Source organism: Pseudomonas spelaei (assembly GCF_009724245.1).
GTDB lineage: Bacteria > Pseudomonadota > Gammaproteobacteria > Pseudomonadales > Pseudomonadaceae > Aquipseudomonas > Aquipseudomonas spelaei.
Genome location: NZ_WNNK01000025.1, coordinates 1 through 23,736 on the forward strand (window position 1 = coordinate 1; position 23,736 = coordinate 23,736).

At 58.1% G+C, this 23,736-nt stretch carries 18 protein-coding genes; 11 read left to right on the plus strand and 7 right to left on the minus strand.

Translation table 11 applies throughout. The features are described 5' to 3' along the window. The first annotated feature begins 543 nt into the window (after nt 1-543). The 6 genes from tig (at nt 544) to GNF76_RS24125 (ending at nt 9,043) form a co-directional block, all read left to right on the plus strand. Nucleotides 544-1,854, plus strand: a complete 1,311-nt coding sequence (gene tig / locus GNF76_RS24100) for a trigger factor (RefSeq protein WP_155585586.1) — start codon at nt 544-546, stop codon at nt 1,852-1,854. A gap of 92 nt (nt 1,855-1,946) precedes the next feature. Continuing rightward, nucleotides 1,947-2,582, plus strand: coding sequence for an ATP-dependent Clp endopeptidase proteolytic subunit ClpP (gene clpP, locus GNF76_RS24105; protein WP_003174822.1), 636 nt, complete (start codon nt 1,947-1,949; stop codon nt 2,580-2,582). 112 nt (nt 2,583-2,694) lie between these two features. Beyond that, nucleotides 2,695-3,978, plus strand: coding sequence for an ATP-dependent Clp protease ATP-binding subunit ClpX (gene clpX, locus GNF76_RS24110; protein ID WP_155585587.1), 1,284 nt, complete (start codon nt 2,695-2,697; stop codon nt 3,976-3,978). Between the two features lie 144 nt (nt 3,979-4,122). After that, nucleotides 4,123-6,519: an endopeptidase La gene (gene lon / locus GNF76_RS24115; RefSeq protein ID WP_155585588.1), complete on the plus strand. Its 2,397-nt coding sequence runs from the start codon at nt 4,123-4,125 to the stop codon at nt 6,517-6,519. A 146-nt stretch (nt 6,520-6,665) separates the two neighbouring features. Next, nucleotides 6,666-6,938, plus strand: coding sequence for an HU family DNA-binding protein (locus tag GNF76_RS24120; RefSeq protein WP_003174819.1), 273 nt, complete (start codon nt 6,666-6,668; stop codon nt 6,936-6,938). Nucleotides 6,939-7,168: 230 nt separating this feature from the next. Beyond that, nucleotides 7,169-9,043, plus strand: coding sequence for a SurA N-terminal domain-containing protein (locus GNF76_RS24125; RefSeq protein ID WP_155585589.1), 1,875 nt, complete (start codon nt 7,169-7,171; stop codon nt 9,041-9,043). Between the two features lie 66 nt (nt 9,044-9,109). Here GNF76_RS24125 and GNF76_RS24130 read toward each other — a convergent pair whose 3' ends face one another. After that, the gene (locus GNF76_RS24130) at nt 9,110-10,300 is read right to left on the minus strand and encodes an MFS transporter (RefSeq protein WP_155585590.1); all 1,191 of its coding nucleotides are present in this window, start codon (nt 10,298-10,300) and stop codon (nt 9,110-9,112) included. Nucleotides 10,301-10,427: 127 nt separating this feature from the next. Between GNF76_RS24130 and GNF76_RS24135 the strand changes: the two genes are divergently transcribed. Beyond that, a complete protein-coding gene (locus GNF76_RS24135) occupies nt 10,428-11,327 on the plus strand; it encodes a LysR family transcriptional regulator (protein ID WP_155585591.1) in 900 nt (299 codons plus the stop codon). An 89-nt stretch (nt 11,328-11,416) separates the two neighbouring features. Beyond that, a complete protein-coding gene (locus tag GNF76_RS24140) occupies nt 11,417-12,226 on the plus strand; it encodes a DUF2242 domain-containing protein (RefSeq protein WP_155585592.1) in 810 nt (269 codons plus the stop codon). Between the two features lies 1 nt (nt 12,227). Here the strand turns inward: GNF76_RS24140 and aceE are convergent, their stop codons facing one another. Beyond that, on the minus strand, nt 12,228-14,897 hold the full coding sequence (gene aceE, locus GNF76_RS24145; RefSeq protein ID WP_155585593.1) for a pyruvate dehydrogenase (acetyl-transferring), homodimeric type: 2,670 nt from the start codon (nt 14,895-14,897) through the stop codon (nt 12,228-12,230). Between the two features lie 157 nt (nt 14,898-15,054). On the opposite strand from aceE, the gene GNF76_RS24150 reads away from it, so the two are divergent. Further along, entirely contained in the window at nt 15,055-15,525 is a 471-nt protein-coding gene (locus GNF76_RS24150; protein WP_155585594.1) for a MarR family winged helix-turn-helix transcriptional regulator, read from the plus strand. A gap of 1 nt (nt 15,526) precedes the next feature. On the opposite strand, the gene GNF76_RS24155 is transcribed toward GNF76_RS24150, so the two are convergent. From GNF76_RS24155 to GNF76_RS24165, 3 genes are all read right to left on the minus strand, one after another. Further along, entirely contained in the window at nt 15,527-16,516 is a 990-nt protein-coding gene (locus tag GNF76_RS24155; protein WP_155585595.1) for a transketolase-like TK C-terminal-containing protein, read from the minus strand. A gap of 330 nt (nt 16,517-16,846) precedes the next feature. Next, nucleotides 16,847-17,887 carry an AraC family transcriptional regulator gene (locus tag GNF76_RS24160; protein WP_155585596.1) on the minus strand — a complete coding sequence of 347 codons (1,041 nt, stop codon included), beginning with the start codon at nt 17,885-17,887 and terminating at the stop codon, nt 16,847-16,849. A gap of 3 nt (nt 17,888-17,890) precedes the next feature. After that, nucleotides 17,891-19,021 carry a carbon-nitrogen hydrolase family protein gene (locus GNF76_RS24165; RefSeq protein ID WP_155585597.1) on the minus strand — a complete coding sequence of 377 codons (1,131 nt, stop codon included), beginning with the start codon at nt 19,019-19,021 and terminating at the stop codon, nt 17,891-17,893. A 210-nt stretch (nt 19,022-19,231) separates the two neighbouring features. Here GNF76_RS24165 and GNF76_RS24170 point away from each other — a divergent pair, with 210 nt between their 5' ends. Together GNF76_RS24170 and GNF76_RS24175 are read left to right on the plus strand one after the other, a co-directional pair. Further along, nucleotides 19,232-21,271: an NADPH-dependent 2,4-dienoyl-CoA reductase gene (locus GNF76_RS24170; RefSeq protein ID WP_155585598.1), complete on the plus strand. Its 2,040-nt coding sequence runs from the start codon at nt 19,232-19,234 to the stop codon at nt 21,269-21,271. A gap of 57 nt (nt 21,272-21,328) precedes the next feature. Beyond that, on the plus strand, nt 21,329-22,228 hold the full coding sequence (locus GNF76_RS24175) for a 1-aminocyclopropane-1-carboxylate deaminase/D-cysteine desulfhydrase (RefSeq protein WP_155585599.1): 900 nt from the start codon (nt 21,329-21,331) through the stop codon (nt 22,226-22,228). Here GNF76_RS24175 and GNF76_RS24180 read toward each other — a convergent pair. Together GNF76_RS24180 and phnX are read right to left on the minus strand one after the other, a co-directional pair. After that, a complete protein-coding gene (locus GNF76_RS24180; protein ID WP_155585600.1) occupies nt 22,225-22,770 on the minus strand; it encodes a cytochrome b in 546 nt (181 codons plus the stop codon). The genes GNF76_RS24175 and GNF76_RS24180 overlap by 4 nt on opposite strands. 123 nt (nt 22,771-22,893) lie before the next feature. Beyond that, entirely contained in the window at nt 22,894-23,721 is an 828-nt protein-coding gene (gene phnX, locus GNF76_RS24185; protein WP_155585601.1) for a phosphonoacetaldehyde hydrolase, read from the minus strand. Nucleotides 23,722-23,736: the final 15 nt, after the last annotated feature.

Below are 23,736 nucleotides of genomic sequence, written 5' to 3' on the forward strand. Positions count from 1 at the left end.
CTGCGGTTTGCCAAATTGGCCTGATGTTCAAGCGTCAAGAAAAAAGCAAGCATTCTCAATGCCTTGGCGTTAGAATCGTTGCCGGTTTTGAACGCTTGGAGCGGGTCCGGCGAAATTGGATCCGTGCAGCTATTTAATAGCAGATAACGGCGCAGCATCTGAAAAGGGCTGTGCCGTTTTTGTTTCAGTGGTTTGAGTGTTCAGCGCGGCCGCAGGTTTGGGGTCGCAAGGGCAGGGCGCTTCGTCGTATTTATGTTTCTCGATGCTGCTGCCCGGCCCGTCGAGCTCGCGTGCGAGATCGGCTGCCAGCGAGGTGATCGACCGCCTCTTCTATATATAGAAGGGTTGGCGCAGAGCCCTGGCGCGATTGACTGTATTTGCTAGCGGGGTGAGGTGTATTCGTGCATCCGCTCCTATAAATTGCCTGCTGCTTTTTTACCCGTTTTCAGTAGGGTGACTTCTTGAGTTTGACCCACTAGAATGCATGCCCTTGATTCTTGGGTCGGAAACGGCCGGCTAACGTCTGTGCAACGAGGAATATCCATGCAAGTTTCTGTTGAAAATACTTCTGCTCTTGAGCGCCGCATGAGCATCACCGTGCCGGCTGAGCGCATCGAGACTCAGGTCAACAAGCGTCTGCAGCAGACTGCCCAAAAGGCCAAGATCGCTGGTTTCCGTCCAGGCAAAGTGCCGATGAGCGAAATCAAGCGCCGTTTTGGTGCTGACGCACGTCAGGAAGCTGTAGGCGACGTGATCCAGGCTTCCTTCTACGAAGCTGTTGTCGAGCAAAAGCTGAACCCGGCTGGTTCGCCTTCGATCGAGCCTAAAACTCTGGAAGCAGGCAAGGATCTGGAATACGTAGCCGTGTTCGAAGTGTTCCCTGAATTCGAAGTGGCCGGTTTCGACTCCATCGCTATCGAGCGTCTGAGCGCCGACGTGGCTGATTCGGACCTGGACAACATGCTGGAAATTCTGCGCAAGCAGAACACTCGTTTTGAAGTGGCTGATCGTGCTGCCCAGAACGAAGACCAGTTGAACATCGATTTCGTTGGCAAGGTTGACGGCGAAGTGTTCGCTGGCGGTTCGGCCAAGGGTACTCAGCTGGTACTGGGCTCCAACCGCATGATCCCGGGTTTTGAAGACGGTCTGGTTGGCGCTAAAGCCGGCGAAGAGCGTGTTCTGAGCCTGACCTTCCCGGCTGACTATCAGAACCTGGACCTGGCTGGCAAGGCTGCTGAGTTCACCGTGACCGTCAACACCGTTTCCGAGCCTAAGCTGCCAGAGCTGAACGAAGAGTTCTTCGCCCAGTTTGGTATCAAGGAAACCGGTATCGAAGGTTTCCGCACCGAAGTTCGCAAGAACATGGAGCGTGAACTGCGTCAGGCCATCAAGTCCAAGGTCAAGAACCAGGTCATGGACGGTCTGCTGGCTGCCAACCCGATCGAAGTGCCTAAGGCCCTGCTGTCCAACGAAGTGGATCGTCTGCGCGTGCAGGCTGTTCAGCAGTTCGGTGGCAACATCAAGCCTGACCAACTGCCGGCTGAGCTGTTCGAAGAACAAGCCAAGCGCCGTGTAGTGCTGGGTCTGATCGTGGCTGAAGTGGTCAAGCAGTTCGACCTCAAGCCTGACGAAACCCGCGTCCGCGAGATGATTCAGGAAATGGCTTCGGCTTACCAGGAGCCTGAGCAGGTTGTGTCTTGGTACTACAAGAACGACCAGCAACTGAACGAAGTGCGTTCGGTTGTGCTGGAAGAGCAAGTTGTAGATACTGTTCTGCAGAAGGCTAAGGTGACCGACAAAGCGGTCTCTTACGAAGAAGCAGTCAAGCCGGCGGAAGCAGCACAAGCCGACTGATTGTCCAACTCGTTCGAAAATACACCCATAAGCCAGCCTCGCGCTGGCTTATGCGTATTCAAGACATGACTATTTGGGAGTAACTGCAGAGCATGTTCCGTAATTCGTATATTCAGCAGAACTCTGATATCCAGGCCGCAGGCGGCCTGGTCCCGATGGTTGTCGAGCAGTCTGCTCGTGGCGAGCGCGCCTATGACATCTACTCGCGCCTTCTCAAGGAGCGGGTGATCTTTCTGGTTGGTCCGGTAGAGGACTACATGGCCAATCTGATCTGTGCGCAGCTGCTGTTCCTTGAAGCGGAAAACCCGGACAAGGACATCCATCTCTACATCAACTCCCCGGGCGGTTCGGTAACGGCAGGCATGTCGATCTACGACACCATGCAGTTCATCAAGCCGAACGTATCGACCACCTGTATCGGTCAAGCGTGCAGCATGGGTGCTTTCCTGCTGACCGCTGGTGCTGAGGGCAAGCGTTACTGCCTGCCGAACTCGCGTGTGATGATTCACCAACCACTGGGCGGTTTCCAGGGTCAGGCGTCGGATATCGAAATCCATGCCAAGGAAATCCTCTTTATTCGTGAGCGCCTCAACACGCTGATGGCCAAGCATAGTGGGCATACCCTGGAAGAGATCGAGCGCGATACCAACCGCGATAACTTCATGAGCGCCGAAGCCGCGCGTGAGTACGGGTTGATCGACGCAGTGATCGAAAAGCGCCCCGCTTAATATAAGCAGCTCAAAATAGGGCTGGTCGGCGGGTCCGACCACCAGTGGGCTTGAAAAAGCCCTCAATAGCCTTCATCTTGTGTTGCAAGCCTATCGGATTTGGATCGAACGAATGACTGACACCCGCAACGGCGAGGACAACGGCAAGCTGCTCTATTGCTCCTTCTGTGGCAAAAGCCAGCATGAAGTGCGCAAATTGATTGCCGGCCCCTCGGTCTTTATCTGCGACGAGTGCGTCGACCTGTGCAATGACATCATCCGTGAGGAGGTGCAGGAAGCTCAGGCCGAAAGCAGCGCGCATAAATTGCCTTCGCCTAAAGAAATCAGCGGCATCCTTGACCAGTACGTGATTGGTCAAGAACGTGCGAAAAAGGTTTTGGCCGTAGCGGTGTACAACCACTACAAGCGCCTTAACCAACGTGACAAAAAGAATGACGACGTCGAGCTCGGCAAAAGCAACATCTTGCTGATCGGTCCTACAGGTTCGGGTAAAACCCTGCTTGCAGAAACCCTGGCTCGCCTGCTGAACGTTCCCTTCACCATTGCTGACGCAACTACCCTCACCGAGGCGGGTTACGTGGGCGAAGACGTTGAGAACATCATTCAGAAGCTGCTTCAGAAATGCGATTACGACGTAGAGAAAGCCCAGATGGGCATTGTCTACATCGATGAAATCGACAAGATTTCGCGCAAATCCGACAACCCTTCGATTACCCGGGATGTTTCCGGTGAGGGCGTGCAGCAAGCGCTGTTGAAACTGATCGAAGGTACGGTTGCTTCCGTACCGCCACAAGGCGGCCGCAAGCATCCCCAGCAGGAATTCCTTCAGGTTGATACGCGTAACATCCTGTTCATCTGCGGCGGTGCGTTCTCCGGTCTGGAAAAGGTTATTCAAAACCGTTCCACCCGTGGTGGCATTGGCTTCAGTGCAGAAGTACGCAGCAAGGAAGAAGGCAAGAAAGTCGGTGAATCCCTGCGTGAAGTCGAACCTGATGATCTGGTCAAGTTCGGTCTGATCCCGGAATTCGTCGGTCGTCTGCCGGTTTTGGCGACGTTGGATGAGCTGGATGAGGCTGCATTGATGCAGATTCTCACCGAGCCGAAAAACGCCCTGACCAAGCAGTACGCCAAGCTGTTCGAGATGGAAGGTGTGGACCTCGAGTTCCGTGCTGACGCGCTCAAATCGGTGGCCAAGCGGGCACTGGAGCGCAAGACGGGCGCCCGTGGTTTGCGTTCGATCCTCGAAGGCGTGTTGCTCGACACCATGTATGAAATCCCCTCGCAATCCGAGGTGAGTAAAGTGGTGATCGACGAAAGCGTTATAGAAGGCAAGTCCAAGCCACTGTATATCTATGAAAACAGTGAGCCGGCGGCCAAGGCTGCGCCTGACGCATAAGCGTCATCCTGCCGGAATAGAACAAGGGGCCTTAGGGCCCCTTTGTTTTTACTGCGTTTAACTGCTGCCATTAAGCTTGTTTTTTTTGCAGACAGCCCCCATCTTGGTTTCAAGCTTACTTTCATCTGTCATAGAGGCGAAATCATGAAGACAACCATTGAATTGCCTCTCCTGCCGTTGCGCGATGTCGTTGTGTATCCGCACATGGTTATCCCGCTGTTCGTGGGGCGCGAGAAGTCTATCGAAGCCCTCGAGGCCGCGATGACGGGCGACAAGCAGATTCTGCTGTTGGCCCAGAAAAATCCTGCCGACGATGATCCGGGCGAAGATGCCCTGTATCGCGTCGGTACGATTGCTACCGTTCTGCAACTGCTCAAGCTGCCTGATGGCACCGTCAAGGTGTTGGTTGAAGGCGAGCAGCGTGGCGCGGTTGAGCGCTTCATGGAGGTGGACGGCCACCTGCGCGCCGAAGTGGTGCTGATCGACGAAGTCGATGCGCCTGAGCGCGAGTCCGAAGTCTTTGTTCGCAGCCTGCTTTCCCAGTTCGAGCAATACGTGCAACTGGGCAAAAAAGTTCCTGCTGAAGTCCTTTCTTCCCTCAACAGCATTGATGAGCCAAGCCGCCTGGTCGACACCATGGCCGCGCACATGGCGCTGAAAATCGAGCAGAAGCAGGACATCCTCGAAATTATCGATTTGTCGGCCCGGGTCGAACACGTCCTGGCATTGCTGGATGCTGAAATCGACCTGCTGCAGGTTGAGAAACGCATTCGCGGGCGCGTCAAAAAGCAAATGGAGCGCAGCCAGCGCGAGTACTACCTGAATGAGCAGATGAAGGCCATTCAGAAGGAGCTGGGTGACAGCGAGGAAGGCCACAACGAAATCGAAGAGCTGAAGAAGCGTATCGATGCCGCTGGCCTGCCGAAAGACGCCCTGACCAAAGCGACTGCCGAGCTGAACAAACTCAAGCAGATGTCGCCAATGTCGGCCGAAGCGACCGTGGTGCGTTCCTACATCGACTGGCTGGTTCAGGTGCCGTGGAAGGCTCAGACCAAGGTGCGCCTGGATCTGGCTCGCGCTGAAGACATTCTCGATGCCGATCACTATGGCCTCGAAGAAGTCAAAGAACGCATCCTCGAATACCTCGCTGTGCAAAAGCGCGTGAAGAAGATTCGCGGCCCGGTGTTGTGCCTGGTCGGGCCTCCTGGTGTGGGTAAAACCTCGCTGGCTGAGTCGATTGCCCACGCAACAAACCGTAAATTCGTACGCATGGCTCTTGGTGGCGTGCGCGACGAAGCGGAAATTCGCGGTCATCGCCGGACTTATATCGGTTCGATGCCGGGAAGATTGATTCAAAAGATGACAAAGGTGGGGGTGCGCAACCCACTGTTCCTGCTCGATGAAATCGACAAAATGGGCAGTGACATGCGTGGCGATCCGGCGTCGGCTTTGCTGGAGGTGCTCGACCCTGAGCAGAACCACAATTTCAACGACCATTACCTGGAAGTCGACTACGACCTGTCCGACGTAATGTTCCTTTGCACCTCCAACTCCATGAACATTCCGCCAGCGTTGCTGGACCGGATGGAGGTGATTCGTCTGCCGGGCTACACCGAAGACGAGAAGATCAACATCGCGGTCAAATACCTCGCGCCCAAGCAGATTTCGGCCAATGGCCTGAAGAAGGGAGAGATCGAATTCGAGGTCGAGGCGATCCGCGACATCATTCGTTACTACACCCGCGAGGCCGGTGTACGGGGCCTTGAGCGTCAGTTGGCGAAGATCTGCCGCAAGGCGGTCAAGGAACATGCGTTGGAAAAGCGCTTCTCGGTGAAGGCCACCGCAGACTCCCTGGAGCACTACCTGGGCGTGCGTAAATTCCGTTATGGCCTGGCAGAGCAGCAGGATCAGATCGGTCAGGTAACCGGCCTGGCGTGGACTCAGGTGGGCGGCGAATTGCTGACCATCGAAGCGGCTGTCGTGCCGGGCAAAGGCCAGTTGATCAAGACCGGTTCCCTCGGCGATGTGATGGTCGAGTCGATCACCGCCGCGCTGACCGTGGTGCGCAGCCGCGCCAAAAGCCTGGGGATCCCCGTGGACTTCCACGAGAAGCGCGACACCCACATCCATATGCCGGAAGGGGCGACCCCCAAGGACGGCCCTAGCGCAGGCGTAGGCATGTGTACGGCACTGGTATCAGCCTTGACCGGCATTCCGGTGCGTGCCGATGTCGCCATGACCGGGGAAATTACCTTGCGAGGCCAGGTGCTGGCCATTGGTGGCCTCAAAGAGAAATTGCTCGCTGCGCACCGTGGTGGTATCAAGACGGTGATCATTCCTGAAGAGAATGTGCGTGACTTGAAGGAAATTCCTGACAACATCAAGCAAGATCTGCAGATTAAACCCGTTAAATGGATTGACGAGGTCCTGCAAATTGCGCTGCAATACGCGCCGGAGCCCTTGCCGGATGTGGCTCCGGAGATAGTTGCAAAGGATGAAAAACGCGAGACTGACTCTAAGGAAAGAATTAGCACGCATTAATACGTTTAAGCCTGGTGGCTTCCTTGACAGCTTTTTAGAGCCCTTGTTATAAAGCGGCTCTTAAGTGTCTGTAGGCCATTCAGCACTGGTTTTTGCTTTCACCAAAAAACTTAGAATCATACTCAATAGATATAAGGGGACTTAGAGTGAACAAGTCGGAACTGATTGATGCTATCGCTGCATCTGCTGATATCCCGAAAGCCGCTGCTGGCCGTGCGCTGGACGCAGTAATCGAATCCGTCACTGGCGCTCTCAAGGCCGGCGACTCCGTGGTACTGGTTGGTTTCGGTACTTTCTCTGTGACCGATCGTCCAGCTCGCACTGGCCGTAACCCACAGACTGGCAAGGCGCTGCAAATCGCCGCGGCCAAAAAACCAGGTTTCAAAGCCGGTAAAGCCCTGAAAGAAGCGGTTAACTAAGCTTCGTTCAAGCCTTACCCATCCGGGTTGGACGCAGGTCTGACCTGGCAGCGGAGCGGTAGCTGACCCAAGTATCCATCGGGTCGCCACGCCGGGGGTGTGGGTTCAAACCCCCGTCCGCTCCGCCAGTTACGAGAAGGCGCATCCTCGGATGCGCCTTTCTTCTATCCGGACTCTACCCACGCTCCACGGTTGCCTAATTTTGAAGTTCAACCGTTTCTGGGGGACGCATGCTGCAGAATATCAGGGACAATTCACAAGGCTGGATTGCCAAGACCATTATCGGGATCATCGTCGCATTGATGGCGTTCACCGGTATCGAGGCTATTTTTCAGGCTTCGACCAACAACAAGCAGGACGTGGCCAAGGTCAACGGTGAAGAAATCACCCAAAACGAGCTGAGCCAGGCTGTCGACATGCAACGTCGTCAGTTGATGCAACAGTTGGGCAAGGACTTCGATGCTTCCTTGCTGGATGAAAAGCTGTTGCGCGAAGCCGCTCTCAAAGGTTTGATCGATCGCAAGCTGCTGCTGCAAGGCGCCGCTGATTCGAAATTCGCTTTCTCCGAGGCTGCGCTGGACCAAGTGATCCTGCAGACACCGGAATTCCAGGTTGATGGTCAGTTCAACGCCGAGCGTTTTGACCAGGTGATCCGTCAGTTGGGTTACAGCCGTCTGCAATTCCGTCAGATGCTGACTCAGGAAATGCTGATCGGCCAGGTTCGTGCAGGTATCGCCGGCAGTGGTTTTGTCACCGACGCTCAGGTCCTGGCGTTTGCGCGCCTGGAAAAGCAGACTCGCGATTTCGCCACCGTCAACATCAAGGCTGATCCTGCTGCGGTGAAACTCACCGACGACGAGGTCAAGGCTTACTACGACCAGCACGCCAAAGAGTTCATGACCCCTGACCAAGTGGTCATCGACTACCTGGAGCTGAAGAAGTCTTCTTTCTTCGACCAGGTCACGGTCAAGGACGATGAGCTGCAGGCGTTGTATCAGAAAGAAACCGCCAACCTCGCTGAACAGCGTCGTGCCGCGCATATTCTGATTGAAGTCAACGACAAGGTGAACGAGGCGCAAGCCAAGGCCAAGATCGAGGAAATCCAGGCGCGCCTGGCCAAGGGCGAAAGCTTTGAAGCCCTGGCCAAGGAGTTCTCCCAGGATCCAGGTTCGGCGAACAGCGGCGGTGATCTCGGTTACGCGGGGCCTGGCGTCTACGACCCGGCCTTCGAAACAGCCCTGTATGCCTTGAACAAGGATCAGGTCTCGGCGCCGGTGCGTACCACCTTCGGTTGGCACCTGATCAAGCTGTTGGGTGTTGAAGCACCGCAAGTGCCTTCGTTTGCCAGCCTGAAAGACAAGCTGACTCACGAGCTCAAGACCCAGCAGGTTGAACAGCGTTTCGTTGAAGCGACCAAACAACTGGAAGATGCTGCATTCGAAGCTTCCGACCTGGCCCAGCCAGCGTCGGACCTGAAGCTGACTGTGCACACCTCGAAACCATTTGGTCGTGACGGTGGTGATGGCATTGCGGCGAACCGTGCGGTAGTTGCCGCAGCGTTCAGCCCTGAAGTCCTGGATGAGGGTGCCAACAGCACCGCCATCGATCTGGATCCGGAAACCATCGTGGTGCTGCGTGCCAAAGAGCACTTGAAGCCTGCGCAGTTGCCGCTGGAAAGCGTTTCGACGGCCATCCGTGCGCAAATGACCAAGGAGCGCGCCAGCGCTGCGGCCAAGGCGCATGCGGATGAGCTGATTGCCAGCCTGCGTGACGGCAAGACTCCATTGAATCAAGTGATCGATGGTCAGAACTGGAAAGTTACTGAAGCGGCCACCCGTGGCCAGGAAGGGAGCGACCCAGCCGTGTTGCAAGCCCTGTTCCGTATGCCCAAGCCTGCGGCCAAGGACAAGCCGACCTTCACCAGCGTGACGCTGGCGGACGGTAGCCTGATGATCGTGCGCTTGAACGGCGTCAACGAAGCCGCTGTTCCGACGGACGAAGAAAAGGCTCAGTACCGTCGCTTCCTCGCATCGCGCGAGGGGCAGCAGGACTTTGCCGCCTATCGCAAGCAGTTGGAAACCCAGGCTGACATCAAGAAGTTCTGATGTTGCGAGTCGCCTGAATAAAAAGACCCCGGCCTGAAGAGGCCGGGTTTTTTTTGCCCGTTCGAGTCAGTGAATGTGTTTCGTCCGTAGTGTCGTGAGCAGTGCCAGCAACAGCAATGTGGCGACCGCCCACGGAAATGAAGTCACTCCCATTCCTTGCAACAATATGCCTCCTGCCAAACCGCCTCCGGCAATCCCCAGGTTCCACACGGTGACCAGCATCGACTGCGCTGCATCGGCCGAATCCCCGGCGGACTTGGCGAGCGCCGTTTGCAGCAGTGCCGCAAGGCCACCAAAGGCCAGGCCCCACAACGCGACCGTCGTGTAGATCACGCCGGCAGAGCTGATCCAGAACACCAGCGCCAGTGCTGAAAAGGCAAACAACGTACAGCTGATGATCAACAACTGGCGCAGGCGTTTGTCAATCAACACCCCAACAATCCAGATACTCAAGAGCGCGGCCAGACCAAACACCAGCAGCACCCGGTCGATGTCGGCTGCGATTCCGGCAGGTACTAAAAAAGGCGCGATGTAGGTGTAGAGAATGTTATGGGCCAGCACGTAGGTGAAGGTTACAAACAACACCGGACGAATTCCGGGTAGTGCCAGTACCTGGCGGAGCCCGAGGCGTTTCTCAGCGCTTTGCCCGGCAAAGTCCGGCACCTGCCAGCGCACCCAGGCCAGCAACACAATCGTTAGTCCGGTCATGATCGCAAAGCTTAAGCGCCATCCCACTGCGGTACCGAGGAAGGTTCCGGCGGGTACCCCAAGGGACAGTGCCAACGGGGCGCCCAGCATGGCCACGGCAATTGCTCGTCCTTGCAGATGCGGCGCCACCATACGGCTGGCGTAACCGGCCAATAGCGCCCAGAGCAGGCCAGCAAAAACACCGGCAAACAGACGCGCTATCAGTGTCAGCAGGTAGTCGTTGGAAAACGCCGTGATGCTGTTGACCAGGGCAAAGCCACCGATGGCAATCAGCAGCAACGGTCGCCGGCGCCAGCCACGGGTGGCGATGGTCAGGGGAATGGCTGCCAATAATGAGCCGATGGCGTAGAGCGTTACGAGCTGACCGACCAGTGCCTCGGAAACCCCGAGATCGGCGCCCATTTGTGGCAGCAGGCCTGCGGGCATGGCCTCGGTGAGGATGGTGATGAACCCGGCCGTGGCCAGTGCCAGCAAACCACTCAGAGGCAGTCGATCACGGCTGGCAGCACGGTGGGGGGGAGAATCGGAAAGTACACAGCTGTCGTTCATGTTTCTCGGCTCCAGTGTCAATGCGGCAGGGCAAGGACGCAGAGTAGAGGGCTGCGTTGGGCAGAAAAACAGGCTAAGGTTCCGAACTTATCGGACGCTTGTATCCGCAATCATCTGGAAAGCCACCATGGACAGTCTGGGCAGTATTTCGGTGTTTGTGCTGGTGGCGGAAACCCGCAGCTTTACCGATGCCGGTCGGGTGTTGGGGGTGTCTTCCTCGGCGGTCGGCAAGAGCATCGCGCGTATCGAAGAGCGCCTGGGGGTCAGGCTGTTTCACCGCAGCACCCGCAGTATCACGTTGACGGGGGAGGGCGCATTGTTTCTGGAACGTTCCCGACGCATTCTCGCCGAGGTCGAGGCGGCGGAGCAGGAGTTGACCCAGGCAGCCGCTACCCCAAGGGGTAAGTTGCGCATCAGCTTGCCTCAGGTCAGGGGTTTGTTAATGCCGGTATTGACTGACTTTATGCGCGCTTATCCGGATATAGAACTGGACGTGGACTTCTCTGACCGCATGGTGGATGTGATCGAGGAGGGTTTTGACGCGGTGGTGCGTACTGGCAAGCCCGAGGATTCGCGTTTGATGGCACGCCTGCTTGGGCATTTCAGCTTGGTGCTGGTGGGCTCGCCTGACTATTTTGCCCAACACGGCGTGCCCCTTGGCCCCCAGGACTTGAATGAGCACGCCTGCTTGCGTCACAAATTCTGCGCCACCGGTAAGTTGGAAGCCTGGCCTTTGCGACCGGAACCCGGTACGCCCGAGCCGATCCTGCGTGCGTCGCTGGTGTCCACGACCATTGAATCGCTCATGCACGTTGCCCATGAAGGCCTGGGCATTGCCTGCCTGCCGGACTTCATGGTCCGTGAATCGGTGGAGCAGGGCAGGTTGCAACGGGTGTTGGACGACTATGTGGAACACAGCGGCAGCTTCTGGATGCTCTGGCCATCCAGCCGGCACGCCTCGGCCAAGTTAAGGGTGTTTATCGACCATATGTGCGACCAGCTTTTTCCTGCGGACACCGTCCCATAAGTGTCTTGGATTTTACCGACAGGAATCCGCACGCCAGGGCCACGTTCTGTTGCACAATACCGCCCTGACTGTTTTCCTCAGGATTTTCAATGTTGACATCATTTCACTTGCGTAGCCTCGGGCTGGCGCTGGTGCTGGCGGGCGCCGCGGGCTGTTCGTCACCCAAGACCGCTATTTATGAACATGAGAATTTCGATGATTCCGGTACGTTCTCTCGGGACTATCCGGTCAGTGAAGTCGCCGCCTGTGAAGCGGCCAGGCGTGCGCTGCTGAGCCAGGGCTACATCATCACCAGCAGTGATCCCAAGCTGGTGAGCGGTAACAAGAGTTTCCAGCAGACCGGTGAGACTCACCTGCAGATCAGTTTCAGTATCGTGTGTGCCAAAGACGGCAGCGCCGATCACCACTCGACCATGTTTGCCAACGCTCTGCAGGATCGTTATGCGCTGAAAAAGGTCAACAATTCAGCGAGCCTTGGGGTCGGTGTACTGGGTTCGGTGTCGATGCCCATTGGCTCCACCGACGATTCGATGGTCAAGGTGGCCAGCGAGACGGTGACCTCGCCCAAGTTTTATGAGCGCTACTTCGCATTGGTGGACGTGTTCCTGCCGCAAGAGGTGAAAGCGGCCGAGCACCTGCCCGAGAAGCCCAAGGCTGACTTGGGTGTGCCTGAACCCAAGGCAGCCCAGGCCACGGATAAGGTTGAAGCGTCGAAGGAAGTACCGGTTGCGCCCTTGGCTCCCGTAGCACCGGCTGTGTTACAACCGATAGCGCCATCACCGCAAGTTGCACCGATTGCGCCGCAGGAAGTACCTGCACCCGCCGTCCCGGTTGAAACCACGCCTGCGTTGCCAGCGCCGACAGAGGCGATTCCTCCACTGCCGACGCCGGCTCAGTAAGCTAGACCGCTGCGGGGTTCGACTTGTCGACGTTGATCCCGTAGCGACCAATGGCCTCTGCGATGCGACTGCGGCTGATCACGCCGTCATCGGCCAAGGCTTTCAAGGCAGCGAGCACGATGAAATGCCGGTCTACCTCAAAGAACTCGCGCAAAGCCTCACGGGTATCTGATTGGCCAAAGCCATCAGTCCCCAGCGCAACGAAGCGGCGTCCCGAGACGAAGGGGCGAATCTGGTCGGCGAAAATCTTCATGTAGTCGGTGGTCACGACTACTGGGCCAGCGTGACCCGACAGGCACTGCTCCACATAACTGATGCGGGGTTCGCTCTCTGGATGCAGCAGGTTCCAGCGCTCCACTTTATGGCCATCACGGCGTAGCTCAGTCAGGCTGGTGACACTCCAGACATCGCTAGCAATATCAAAGTCGTCTCGCAATAAATCCGCAGCGGCGATGACCTCTCGCAAGATCGAACCACTGCCCATCAGTTGTACCCGTGGTTGTTGCGTTTCTTCGCCCGGCTTTAACCGATACATTCCCTTGAGAATTCCTTCCTCGACGCCATTGGGCATTGCCGGGTGCGGGTAGTTTTCGTTGAGCAGGGTGATGTAGTAGTAAATGTCCTCTTGCTCGACGTACATGCGACGCATGCCCTCACGAATGATGACTGCCAGCTCGAAGGCAAAGGTCGGGTCATAGGACACGCAGCAAGGAATGACCGACGACAGTACATGGCTGTGTCCATCGTCATGTTGCAAACCTTCACCCATCAGCGTGGTACGTCCGGCGGTCGCTCCCAGCAGAAAGCCCCGTGCCCGTGCATCAGCTGCCGCCCAGGCCAAATCACCAACCCTCTGGAAGCCGAACATCGAATAGAAGATATAGAAAGGTACGGTCATCAAGCCATGGTTGCTGTAGGACGTACTGGCAGCAATCCATGAGGAGATGGCGCCGGATTCATTTAGGCCTTCCTGCATGATCTGTCCGTCCTTGCTTTCCTTGTAGTAGCTGAGTTGGCTAGCGTCTTGCGGGGTGTACAACTGACCGACAGCGGAGTGAATGCCGATCTGGCGAAATAGGCTTTCCATACCAAAGGTGCGGGACTCGTCTGGCACGATGGGCACAATCAGCTTACCGATGTTCGGGTCCTTGAGCAGAGTACCGAGGATGCGCACAAACGCCATGGTAGTGGATATCGAGCGTTCGCCGGTGTCCTTGAGCTGGGTGGAAAACGCATCGAGTTCAGGGATCCGCAATGGTTCGACTGCGCCGCTACGAGACGGGATATAGCCGCCCAGTGACTGGCGGCGAGCGGCAAAGTAGCGGGCCTCTTCGCTGTCGGCGTCGGGCTTGAGGTAGGGGATGTCGGCCAGTTGATCGTCTGCCACGTCCAGCCCGAAGCGATCGCGGAAAGCTTTCACTGCCTCGGCGCCCATCTTTTTCAACTGGTGGTTGATGTTCTGGCCTTCGCCGGCCTCGCCCATGCCGAAGCCCTTGACGGTTTTCGCCAGGATCACCGTGGGTTGGCTGTTGTGGCGCACGGCAGCAGCATAGGCATTGTAGACCTTGTCGGGGTCGTGGCCGCCGCGAGAGAGCTTCCAGATATCGTTATCGGAAAGGTCGGCAACCAGTGCCAGCAACTCTGGGTATTTGCCGAAAAAGTGTTCCCGCACATAAGCGCCGTTTTGCGATTTGTAGTTCTGATAGTCACCATCGACGCACTCCATCATGCGCTGGCGCAGCAGGCCACTCTGGTCCTTGTCCAGCAATGCATCCCAGCCACTGCCCCATATCACCTTGATTACGTTCCAGCCAGCGGCACGGTACAGGCTTTCGAACTCCTGAATCACCTTGGCGTTGCCTCGTACCGGGCCGTCCAGACGTTGCAGGTTGCAGTTGACCACAAAAATCAGATTGTCGAGTTTCTCCCGGCCGGCCAGGGAAATTGCCGCCAGGGATTCTGGCTGGTCCATCTCTCCATCGCCGAGGAAGGCCCAGACCTTGCGCCCCTGATGCTGCTTGAGGCCACGTAATTCCAAGTAGCGCATGAAGCGCGCCTGGTAGGCGGCGGTGATGGGTCCCAAGCCCATGGACACCGTAGGGAATTGCCAGAAGTCTGGCATCAAGCGTGGGTGCGGATAGGACGAAAGACCTTTGCCGTCCGCTTCCCGACGGAAGTTGTCCAGCTGCGCTTCGCTGATCCGGCCTTCGAGGTAGGCGCGGCCGTAGATGCCTGGCGAAGAGTGGCCCTGGATATACACCAGGTCTCCGTCGAAGCTATCGGTGCGGCCACGGAAAAAATGGTCGAAGCCTACATCGTAGAGGACGGCTGCCGACGCATAGGTGGCGATGTGTCCGCCGACGCCCGAGTGTTTACCGGCACGTAGCACCATGGCCATGGCGTTCCAGCGGATGAATGCATTCAGACGCCGCTCAATGGCCAAGTTACCGGGGTAGGGCAACTGGCGGTCGACGGGGATTGTGTTGACGTAAGGGGTGGTCACCCGTCCGTGGAAGTCACCATGCCGAGCCACGTCGAAATCCAGCAACTGATCAATCAGGTAATGAGCACGCGGACGGCCTTCGGTGGACAGCACCGACTCGATGGACTCCAGCCATTCGCGGGTTTCCTGTGGATCGTTGTCATGTCTTACAGCGTTATTCGAGTTCATGTCAGGCTCCGGGGCGGGTGGACTTCAGCGTACGGGCTCCTGGTGGGAGATGGGTGTTGGCATGCTGAAAAATTAGTTGCAGTTGCAACTACTAGGCTGAATCTAGCGCGGGATGAGCTACTATTGCAACCTTCTCGAATTCTCCGGATGGTGTTGCATGTCGTCGAAAGAGCCTGATGTCTGGTTCCGTTTTGTCCGGGCCCACAGGACGGTCATCCGTGAAATCGAGCGGCGCCTGGCTGCTGCCGGGCTACCGCCCTACGCTTGGTACGATGCGTTGTGGGGCCTGGAAAGCGGCCCTGAAGGTACCCGGCGTATGCATGAGCTGGCCGATGTGCTTGCCATCGAGCGTTACAACCTGACGCGGTTGGTGGACCGTCTGGAAAAGGACGGGCTGGTAGTGCGTTCGCGCTGTGACGGTGATGGTCGAGCGGCGTTTGTCTCGATCACCGATGCCGGTCGGGTGTTGCGCAAGAAAATGTGGAAAATCTACGAAAACACAGTGGATGAGTTGTTTTTGTCGCAGCTCGACGCCGAGCAGCGCCAAGGGTTTGCCGGTGCACTGGAGCGTACGGCAGCCCTGGCGATGGGGGCAGGTCTACAGTCCCGCGGACGACGCAAAGACTGATTCATTTCAGTCGATACCGATGCAGTGCCGCCTCTACTATGCCTGCATCGATACGCCGGTCATCCGCCAATGCTTTCAACGCTAACACGGTGATCCAAAACCGACTGGGCGCCGAGGCCCCCACTGATCCCGCGCCTAATGCCACAAACCGTGCGTCCACATACGCTGACAATTGATCGACAATCGGTTGTGGATAGCCGGTAACCGCAACTACCGGTGCTTCGTCATGGGTCAAGCAATCACGTAAGTGACAGCTACGCCTGGGTGCCATGGGATGCAGGCGATTCCAGCGCTCAGCCGCGCCTGCTTCACGGGCCAGTCGTGTGTAGCTGGGGCAACTCCAGAGTTGTGCCTGGACGCTCCAATCCGTTTCCAGTAATTGAGCGGCGTGCAGGACTTCCTCAAATGCCCGCCCTGCACCCAGTAATCGTACTTTCAGATCCCCCACGGGCTCACGCCGGATCCAATACATGCCCTTGAGCGCGTCGTCACGGTCTTGCGGGTGCAGCCTCGGCCCGTCGTTCTGATCATGCAGCGCCAGGTAATAAAACCCTGGCTTGCCGTCGACATACAGCGCTTGTAAACCCGCCAGGACAATTGCCTGGGCTTCTTCGCCCGAGGCCGGATCATAAGGCGTGCAGTGCAGATTGCTCGCGAGCCACAACGGTAGCGAGGGGGATGGGCGGGTTTCGATGTCGTTGCACAAAATTCCCCGCTGTTCGGTCTCGCTCGACAGTGCGCGCAACTGTGCGGATGACGTAGCGCTGTGCAGATACAGCATTGGTTTTTCCCCGGTATTGCGGGCAAACCAACTGGGCCAGGTGCCTGTGCGATGGGAGCGCGACTGGCCACGAATGACCCACGCTTGTCGGGTCGACTCCAGGGTATTAGCCATCGCCATGACGGTATACCGCGGCGAATTGCGGAGTTGTTTCTCGGCGCTGAGAGCGTCGATGCAGGTCAGGGCTGATTGCACGGTACGGGCAGTCATGGGGCGGGTCGCCTGGCAATGGATGCCTATACCTTAATGGAATTCGTTTAATGATTGCAATTGCAATGATTGCAATTGCATTTATGACATGTCCTGTTAAATCCAAAGAAGGCTGCTACGTTTAATCTTTAAGTGCAGGAACGTCATGGCTCGGACATTTTTTCGTCATGAAGGCACTTTAGGCTGGTTGTGCAGGTCATTACACAACGCCTTTTCGATTAAACAAGGAGTCAGCAATGGACGATTACCAGGAAGAACTGTTGGAGTACCAGGCCTTTGAATTGGATCCGCTGGATCCGGCCGATGATGCAACAGAGCTGTAAACAGACTTCAGGCGGAATGCCGCTGACTGCGGCGAAATTCCCCTGGGGTCTGGCTGTTCCACCGCTTGAAGGCCCGTTGAAAGGCTTCCGCTGAAGCAAAACCCAGCAAATAGGCAATTTCACCAAATGCCAGTTCGGTGTCGCGAATGTAGGTCATGGCCAGGTCGCGGCGGGTATCGTTGAGAATTGCGCGAAACTGAGTGCCTTCTTCGGCCAGTTTGCGACGCAAGGTCCAGGTCGGCAGCTTCAAGCGTGCCGCCACTTCTTCCAGGTCGGGTTCCCGGCCACCATTGAGCATCGGCCCGAGCAAACGGGTAATGCGCTCGCGCAGGCTGCGGGTGCGGGTCAACTGCTCCAATTCCCTTTCACACAACTGCAACAGCAACTGCCAGGTACTCGGGCAATGCTCGGGGTTGCGCATGGCCAGGGTGTTCTGGCTGAGGCGTAGCTGATTGGCCTCGGCGCCAAACTGGATTGGGCAATCCCCCAGCACGCTGTAGCGTTCGCTGTAGTCCGGCGCGGTGAACTCAATCTCGATGCGCTCAGCCTGGACCGATTGCAGGCTCAGGCTCGAAAGCTGGTGCAGCCAGCCGGCGATGATCGAATCCACCACAAAGCGGTTGTAAGCGTTGTAAGGACTGATGGAGTAGAAACGCAGCCAAGCGCCTTCGGCGTCTTCATGAAAGCTGGATTGGCCGCGATAGTTTGAGCCGTACAACGCTTCGAAGCGCGTCAGTATGCGCGCAGCTTCACGCACCGTGGGCGCCTGAGCCGCCGTGACACCGGCCAGCCCTGCCTGGCTCAAACGACTGAGCTGGCCCATGCGCAGGCCCAGGCTCGGGTCGCCGGTCAGTTGGATGGCGGCGTGGCCCAGGCGCATGTAGCGCGGGATCGACAAGCGAGCGCCGGCCTCGCCGAGTCGCGCCGGGTCCAGGCCGTATTGCAGCAGCAGCGGCTGCGGGTCCAGGCCATGGCTGAGGACGGCGTCGGCCAAGGTATGGACGAAGCCCACTGACAGATCACCGAGACGCATCGGCGCGGGTTTCATACTCTACAACCAGACATTCAGCATGCGCGCGCCATGGGCGTTGCCGTCGGCGAACACTTTGCCGGTGCTGCTCAGAAAGCTCTGGCCGCTGCTGCCTTGGTCAAAGAACTGGCCGCGCAGGAACACGCTCATACCGGCAGTGGCCTGGCTGATAGGCTGCTGGCTGATCAGGGTCAGGCGATGCCAGGCTTCACCCTCGCTGAGTTCTTCGGGCTTGAGGCTGATTTCCGGTGGGGTCGAGACGCTTTTGAAACCGCGCCACGGTTTGTCCCAGGTATCACGGCCAATGACGAACGCCGGCACGACCACCAGTTGCGCGCCTTGTTCATTGAGCTTGCGGTAATTGTCCGGGTACCAGCTGTCGCTGCCGATCAGGATGCCCAGGCGCCCGGCCGGGGTGTCGATCACGGTGATGGCGTTTTCGTCGCCCGGCGCGATAAAACCTCGCTCATCGAAGATCGGATAGAGCTGGCGCTGCGGCTGGCCCAGCAGTAGCCCATCGTGACCGAACACCAGGCTGGTGTTGTACAGCGGGCCGTGGCCAACCTGCAATTGACCCTGGCTGACGCTGGGGTTGGGCAGGGCAATGGAGCCGGCCACCAGCGTGATGCCGAATTCCTTGGCCAGGCCGCCGAACAGGACCTGATAGTCCCGGGCCATGGCCGGCGCTTTCATGCGCAGGTAGGCGTCATCGATGCGGTTGTCACCCTGGGCGCTGATCAGTGCCCGCAGGAACAGCAACGGGTTACTGGCCGACAGCCAATTCATCGCCTCTTTCAGGCTGGTGGCCTGGTATAGCTCATTCTTTTCGCCGCTGACCATCAGCCAGGTTCCGACATGCTCCGGCAGCACGACGATGGTCTTGTCGTTGAGCAATCCCTGGTCCCGGGCCTTTTGCAGGTAGGCCGCAAGCTTCAGGTGCAGGCGTTCCAGGCTCTGATAGTCAGCGGGAAACAGTTCCGGCTGGATACCCAACAGGTTGCCGCGATCGGAGGGTGTGCCTTCGTCGACCGCGAGGCTGATCCGCAGGTCCGACAGGTAATGCCCCACGGGGCGTTCCTGGGTCCAGACCAGATAGGCGCAAAGGGCGGCGACCAGGGCCATGGTGAGGGTGAAAGCAAGAAGTTTACGCATGAGAAAAAGACAACGGACCGGGTGCAGGGTTCGCCACCTAGGGTAGGGCTCATGAACCCACTTGCCAAGGGGCGCTGCACATTTGGATCAATAACTTGTCAGTTTCAGTCATTGAGCGGCAACGCACTGGCTCTTAGTCTGTGGGCATAAACCGATGGGAGGCCGTTCGAGCTTTCCACGTCCCGTGATGATCCGTTGTGGAGCTGTACCATGACCGCTGCTGCCTACCCGCACCTGCTGGCCCCGTTGGACCTGGGTTTTACCACCCTGCGTAACCGCACCCTGATGGGCTCGATGCACACTGGCCTGGAAGAAAAACCCGGCGGTTTCGAACGCATGGCGGCCTACTTTGCCGAACGCGCCCGAGGCGGCGTAGGCCTGATGGTCACCGGTGGCATTGGCCCGAACGATGAAGGTGGTGTGTATGCCGGCGCGGCCAAGCTGACCACCGAAGAAGAAGCACGCAAGCACAAGATCGTGACTCAGGCCGTGCACGAAGCCGGCGGCAAGATCTGTATGCAGATCCTCCACGCTGGCCGTTATGCCTACAGCCCAAAACAGGTGGCGCCGAGCGCGATTCAGGCGCCGATCAACCCGTTCAAGCCCAAGGAGCTGGACGAAGAGGGCATCGAAAAGCAGATCAGCGATTTCGTTACCTGTTCGGTACTGGCCCAGGTGGCCGAGTACGATGGCGTGGAAATCATGGGGTCCGAAGGTTACTTCATCAACCAGTTCCTGGCCTCCCACACCAACCATCGCACCGACCGCTGGGGTGGCAGCTACGAAAACCGCATGCGCCTGCCGGTGGAAATCGTCCGCCGCGTGCGCGAGGCCGTTGGCCCTAATTTCATCATCATCTTCCGCCTGTCGATGCTCGACCTGGTGCAAGGCGGCAGCACCTGGGAAGAGATCGTGCTGCTGGCCAAGGCCATCGAACAGGCTGGCGCGACCATTATCAACACCGGCATCGGTTGGCACGAAGCGCGGATCCCAACCATTGCCACCAAGGTGCCCCGTGCTGCGTTCAGCAAGGTGACGGCTAAGTTGCGTGGCTCGGTGAGCATTCCGCTGATTACCACCAACCGTATCAACACCCCGGAAATTGCCGAGCAGATCCTGGCCGAAGGCGATGCCGACATGGTGTCCATGGCCCGGCCATTCCTGGCCGACCCGGACTTCGTCAACAAGGCCGCTGAAGGCCGCGCCGACGAAATCAACACGTGCATCGGCTGCAACCAGGCCTGCCTGGACCACACCTTTGGCGGCAAGTTGACCACCTGCCTGGTCAACCCACGTGCCTGCCACGAAACTGAGCTCAACTATTTGCCGGTCAAGCAGATCAAGAAGATTGCCGTGGTCGGTGCCGGTCCTGCAGGTCTTGCGGCCGCGACGGTGGCGGCCGAGCGCGGCCATCAGGTGACCCTGTTCGACTCCGCCAGCGAGATCGGTGGCCAGTTCAACATCGCCAAACGTGTGCCGGGCAAGGAAGAGTTCTTTGAAACCCTGCGCTACTTCAAGCGCAAGCTGCAAACCACCCATGTCGAGGTGTGCCTCAACACGCGAGTCGACGTGGAACAACTGGTGGCCGGCGGTTATGACGAGATCATTCTCGCCACCGGTATTGCCCCACGCATTCCGGCGATCCCGGGCGTCGAGAACGCCAAGGTGCTGAGCTACCTGGATGTGATCCTGGAGCGCAAACCAGTGGGTAAAAGCGTCGCGGTAATCGGTGCCGGGGGCATTGGTTTTGATGTCTCGGAGTTCCTGGTGCATCAAGGCGTATCCACCAGCCTGGACCGTGAAGCGTTCTGGAAAGAGTGGGGTATCGACACTCACCTGGAGGCACGCGGCGGTGTGGCCGGGATCAAGGCCGAGCCTCATGCCCCGGCGCGCCAGGTGTTCCTGTTGCAGCGCAAAACCTCCAAGGTCGGCGATGGCCTGGGCAAGACCACCGGCTGGATTCATCGCACCGGTTTGAAGAACAAGCACGTGCAGATGCTCAACAGTGTCGAATACCTGAAAATCGATGATGAGGGCCTGCACATCCGCATCGGCGCCGAGGGCGAGCCACAGGTGTTGCCGGTGGACAATATCGTCATCTGCGCCGGCCAGGATCCACTGCGTGAGTTGCAGGATGGCCTGGTAGCCGCGGGGCAGAACGTGCACTTGATCGGCGGCGCCGATGTGGCGGCTGAACTGGATGCCAAGCGTGCCATCAACCAGGGCTCACGTCTGGCGGCCGAGTTGTAAATAGCTTGAAGGGGCGGTGTTAGACTACCGCCCCTTTTTTTATGCAGATCTGCCGTCATGGGTCCCTTCGACTGGCTTCCTCACGCGCCCCTTGAACCGCTGAACCTGGACTGGCTGGCCCAGGCTCAAGTTGAAGTTGCAGTGCTGCGCCTGGATCGTATCGACCCGCTGATCACTGGCAACAAGTGGTTCAAGCTGACCGAACACCTGGCGCAAGCCCGGGAAGCCGGCGCGACCGGCATCATCAGTTTGGGCGGGGCTTACTCCAATCATTTGCACGCCTTGGCGGCAGCGGGGAAACGTTTTGGTTTCCCCACCGTCGGCCTGCTGCGTGGCCATCGGCAACAAAATCCCACGGTCCTCGACCTTCAAACGTTCGGCATGCAGCTGCATTGGCTAGGTTATGGCGGCTATCGCGCGCGCAATGAGCCCGACTTCTGGTTGCCATGGCAAACACTGTATCCGTACCTTCATCCGGTACCCGAAGGCGGTGGTGGCTTGGCGGGAGCATTGGGATGCCGGCCGATGGTGGATCAGGCGCGGGCGCAGTTGGACGGTTTGGGTTGGCGTGACTATGACGGTTGGTGGCTGGCGGCGGGAACGGGTACCACGCTGGCTGGACTGGTGTTGGCCGAGGCGGGCGCGCACCCGGTCTATGGTGCGTTGGCTGTGCCGGATGATCATGGTGTCGCGCAGTCGGTGCGAGAGGTTGTGCAAGGAGGGTATGAACTGATCGATGCCAGCCGAGGCGGGTTTGCCAAGGTTGATCCAGTGCTGCTGGCTTTTATCGATGCCACAGAACAGGCCTGCGGATTGCCTCTGGAACCGCTTTATACCGGCAAGGCATTGCTGGCCTTGAAGGGGCAGGTTGAGGCAGGACGTTTTGCGCCCGGCACTCGCCTGATTTTCATCCACACCGGCGGCTTGCAGGGCCGCCGGGGTTTTGCCCGGAACTAGCGCTTGGGCATCATCCGCAGCGCGGTGTTATCCCGAACGATGTAATGGTGATACAGCCCTGCCAAGGCGTGCAGCCCGATCAGCCAATAACCGACAGTGCCACCCAGTTCATGCCAGTCTTTGATCTGTTTGGCCAAGTCCTTGTTTTCGCCAATCAATGGCGGCAACTCAAGCCCGTAGAACATTACCGAGTGGCCCTGGGCGCTGACGATCAACCAGCCGAAGATCGGCATGCCGATCATCAACACATACAACGCCACATGCATCAGTGTGGCGAGTGTGGCCTGCCATCGAGGTGGCGCCGGTACGATCTTCGGCGCCACCCCCAGGCTGCGGGCAAACAGGCGCAGCCAGACCAGCACAAACACGGTCAGGCCGAACATGTAGTGCATTTCCACGATCAGCGTTCTTGCGCCACTGCCCTTGGGAAACTGTCCGCGTAACTCTATGCAGGCGTAAACCACCGCCAGCAGCACCACCATCAGCCAGTGCAGGGCAATCGACATGGTGCTGTAGCGCGTATCGGAATTTTTCCACGGCATCGCTTTCTTCCTCACTCATCAGGGCAAACCTCCGTTCTTTGGCGACGGAGTCCTTTTAATGTAAGCCTGTTTTCAGAGGTTTGCCCGTGACAGGTGCGTGAGGTGGCGATGTTTTGATCTCGATCAGTTGCCCTGAGGCATTTCGCCTCGTGCCAGGCGCTGATTGATATCGATGATGACGGCCGGCAGATCAGTGATCGTATCGATCATGTAATGAGGACGTGAACCTTTGAACATGGCCTCGATGCGCGTGCGTTCGCTGGCCAGTGTGTCGCTGTCCAGGGTACGGAACTGTTCATAGGTCAGGCCCAGGGCATTACCCGAGCAGGTCAGCGCCACTGTCCACATCCCGGCGCGACGGCCTTCGAGGATACCCGGCACGGTGTCGTCGATCTTCACGCAGGCCGCCACATCATCAATCCCCAGGGCGATGACGTTGGCCAGGGCCTGGGCCGGCCATGGGCGGCCATTGGGCACTTCGTCGGTGGCGACCACGTGGTCGGCGATGTAGCCGTTGGTGGCGGCCAGCTCGACCACTTTGTCCATGACTTGCTTGGGGTAGCCGGAGCAGGAGCCGATCTTGATGCCTTGCTGGCGCAGGTTGGCGATGGTGTCCAGAGCGCCGGGGATCAACGCTGAGTGCTCGGCGATTTTTTCGATCTGCAGCGGCATGAAACGTTGATAGATGGCGGTGACGTCATCATCGGTTGGCGTGCGGCCAAACGCTTTGCGGTAGCGTTCGGCGACTTGCGGCTGGTCGCAGAGGGTGCGGATGTGGTCCCACTTGCCCATGCCCATCGGGCCACGGGCTTCTTCGATGGAAACCTGTACGTCGAACTCGGCGAAGGCTTCGACAAAAATCTGGGTCGGCGCGAAGGAGCCGAAGTCGACCACGGTGCCGGCCCAGTCGAGAATGGCGGCTTGCAGCTGGGTTGGGTTCTGGTAGTTCATGGCTCAAATCCTGTG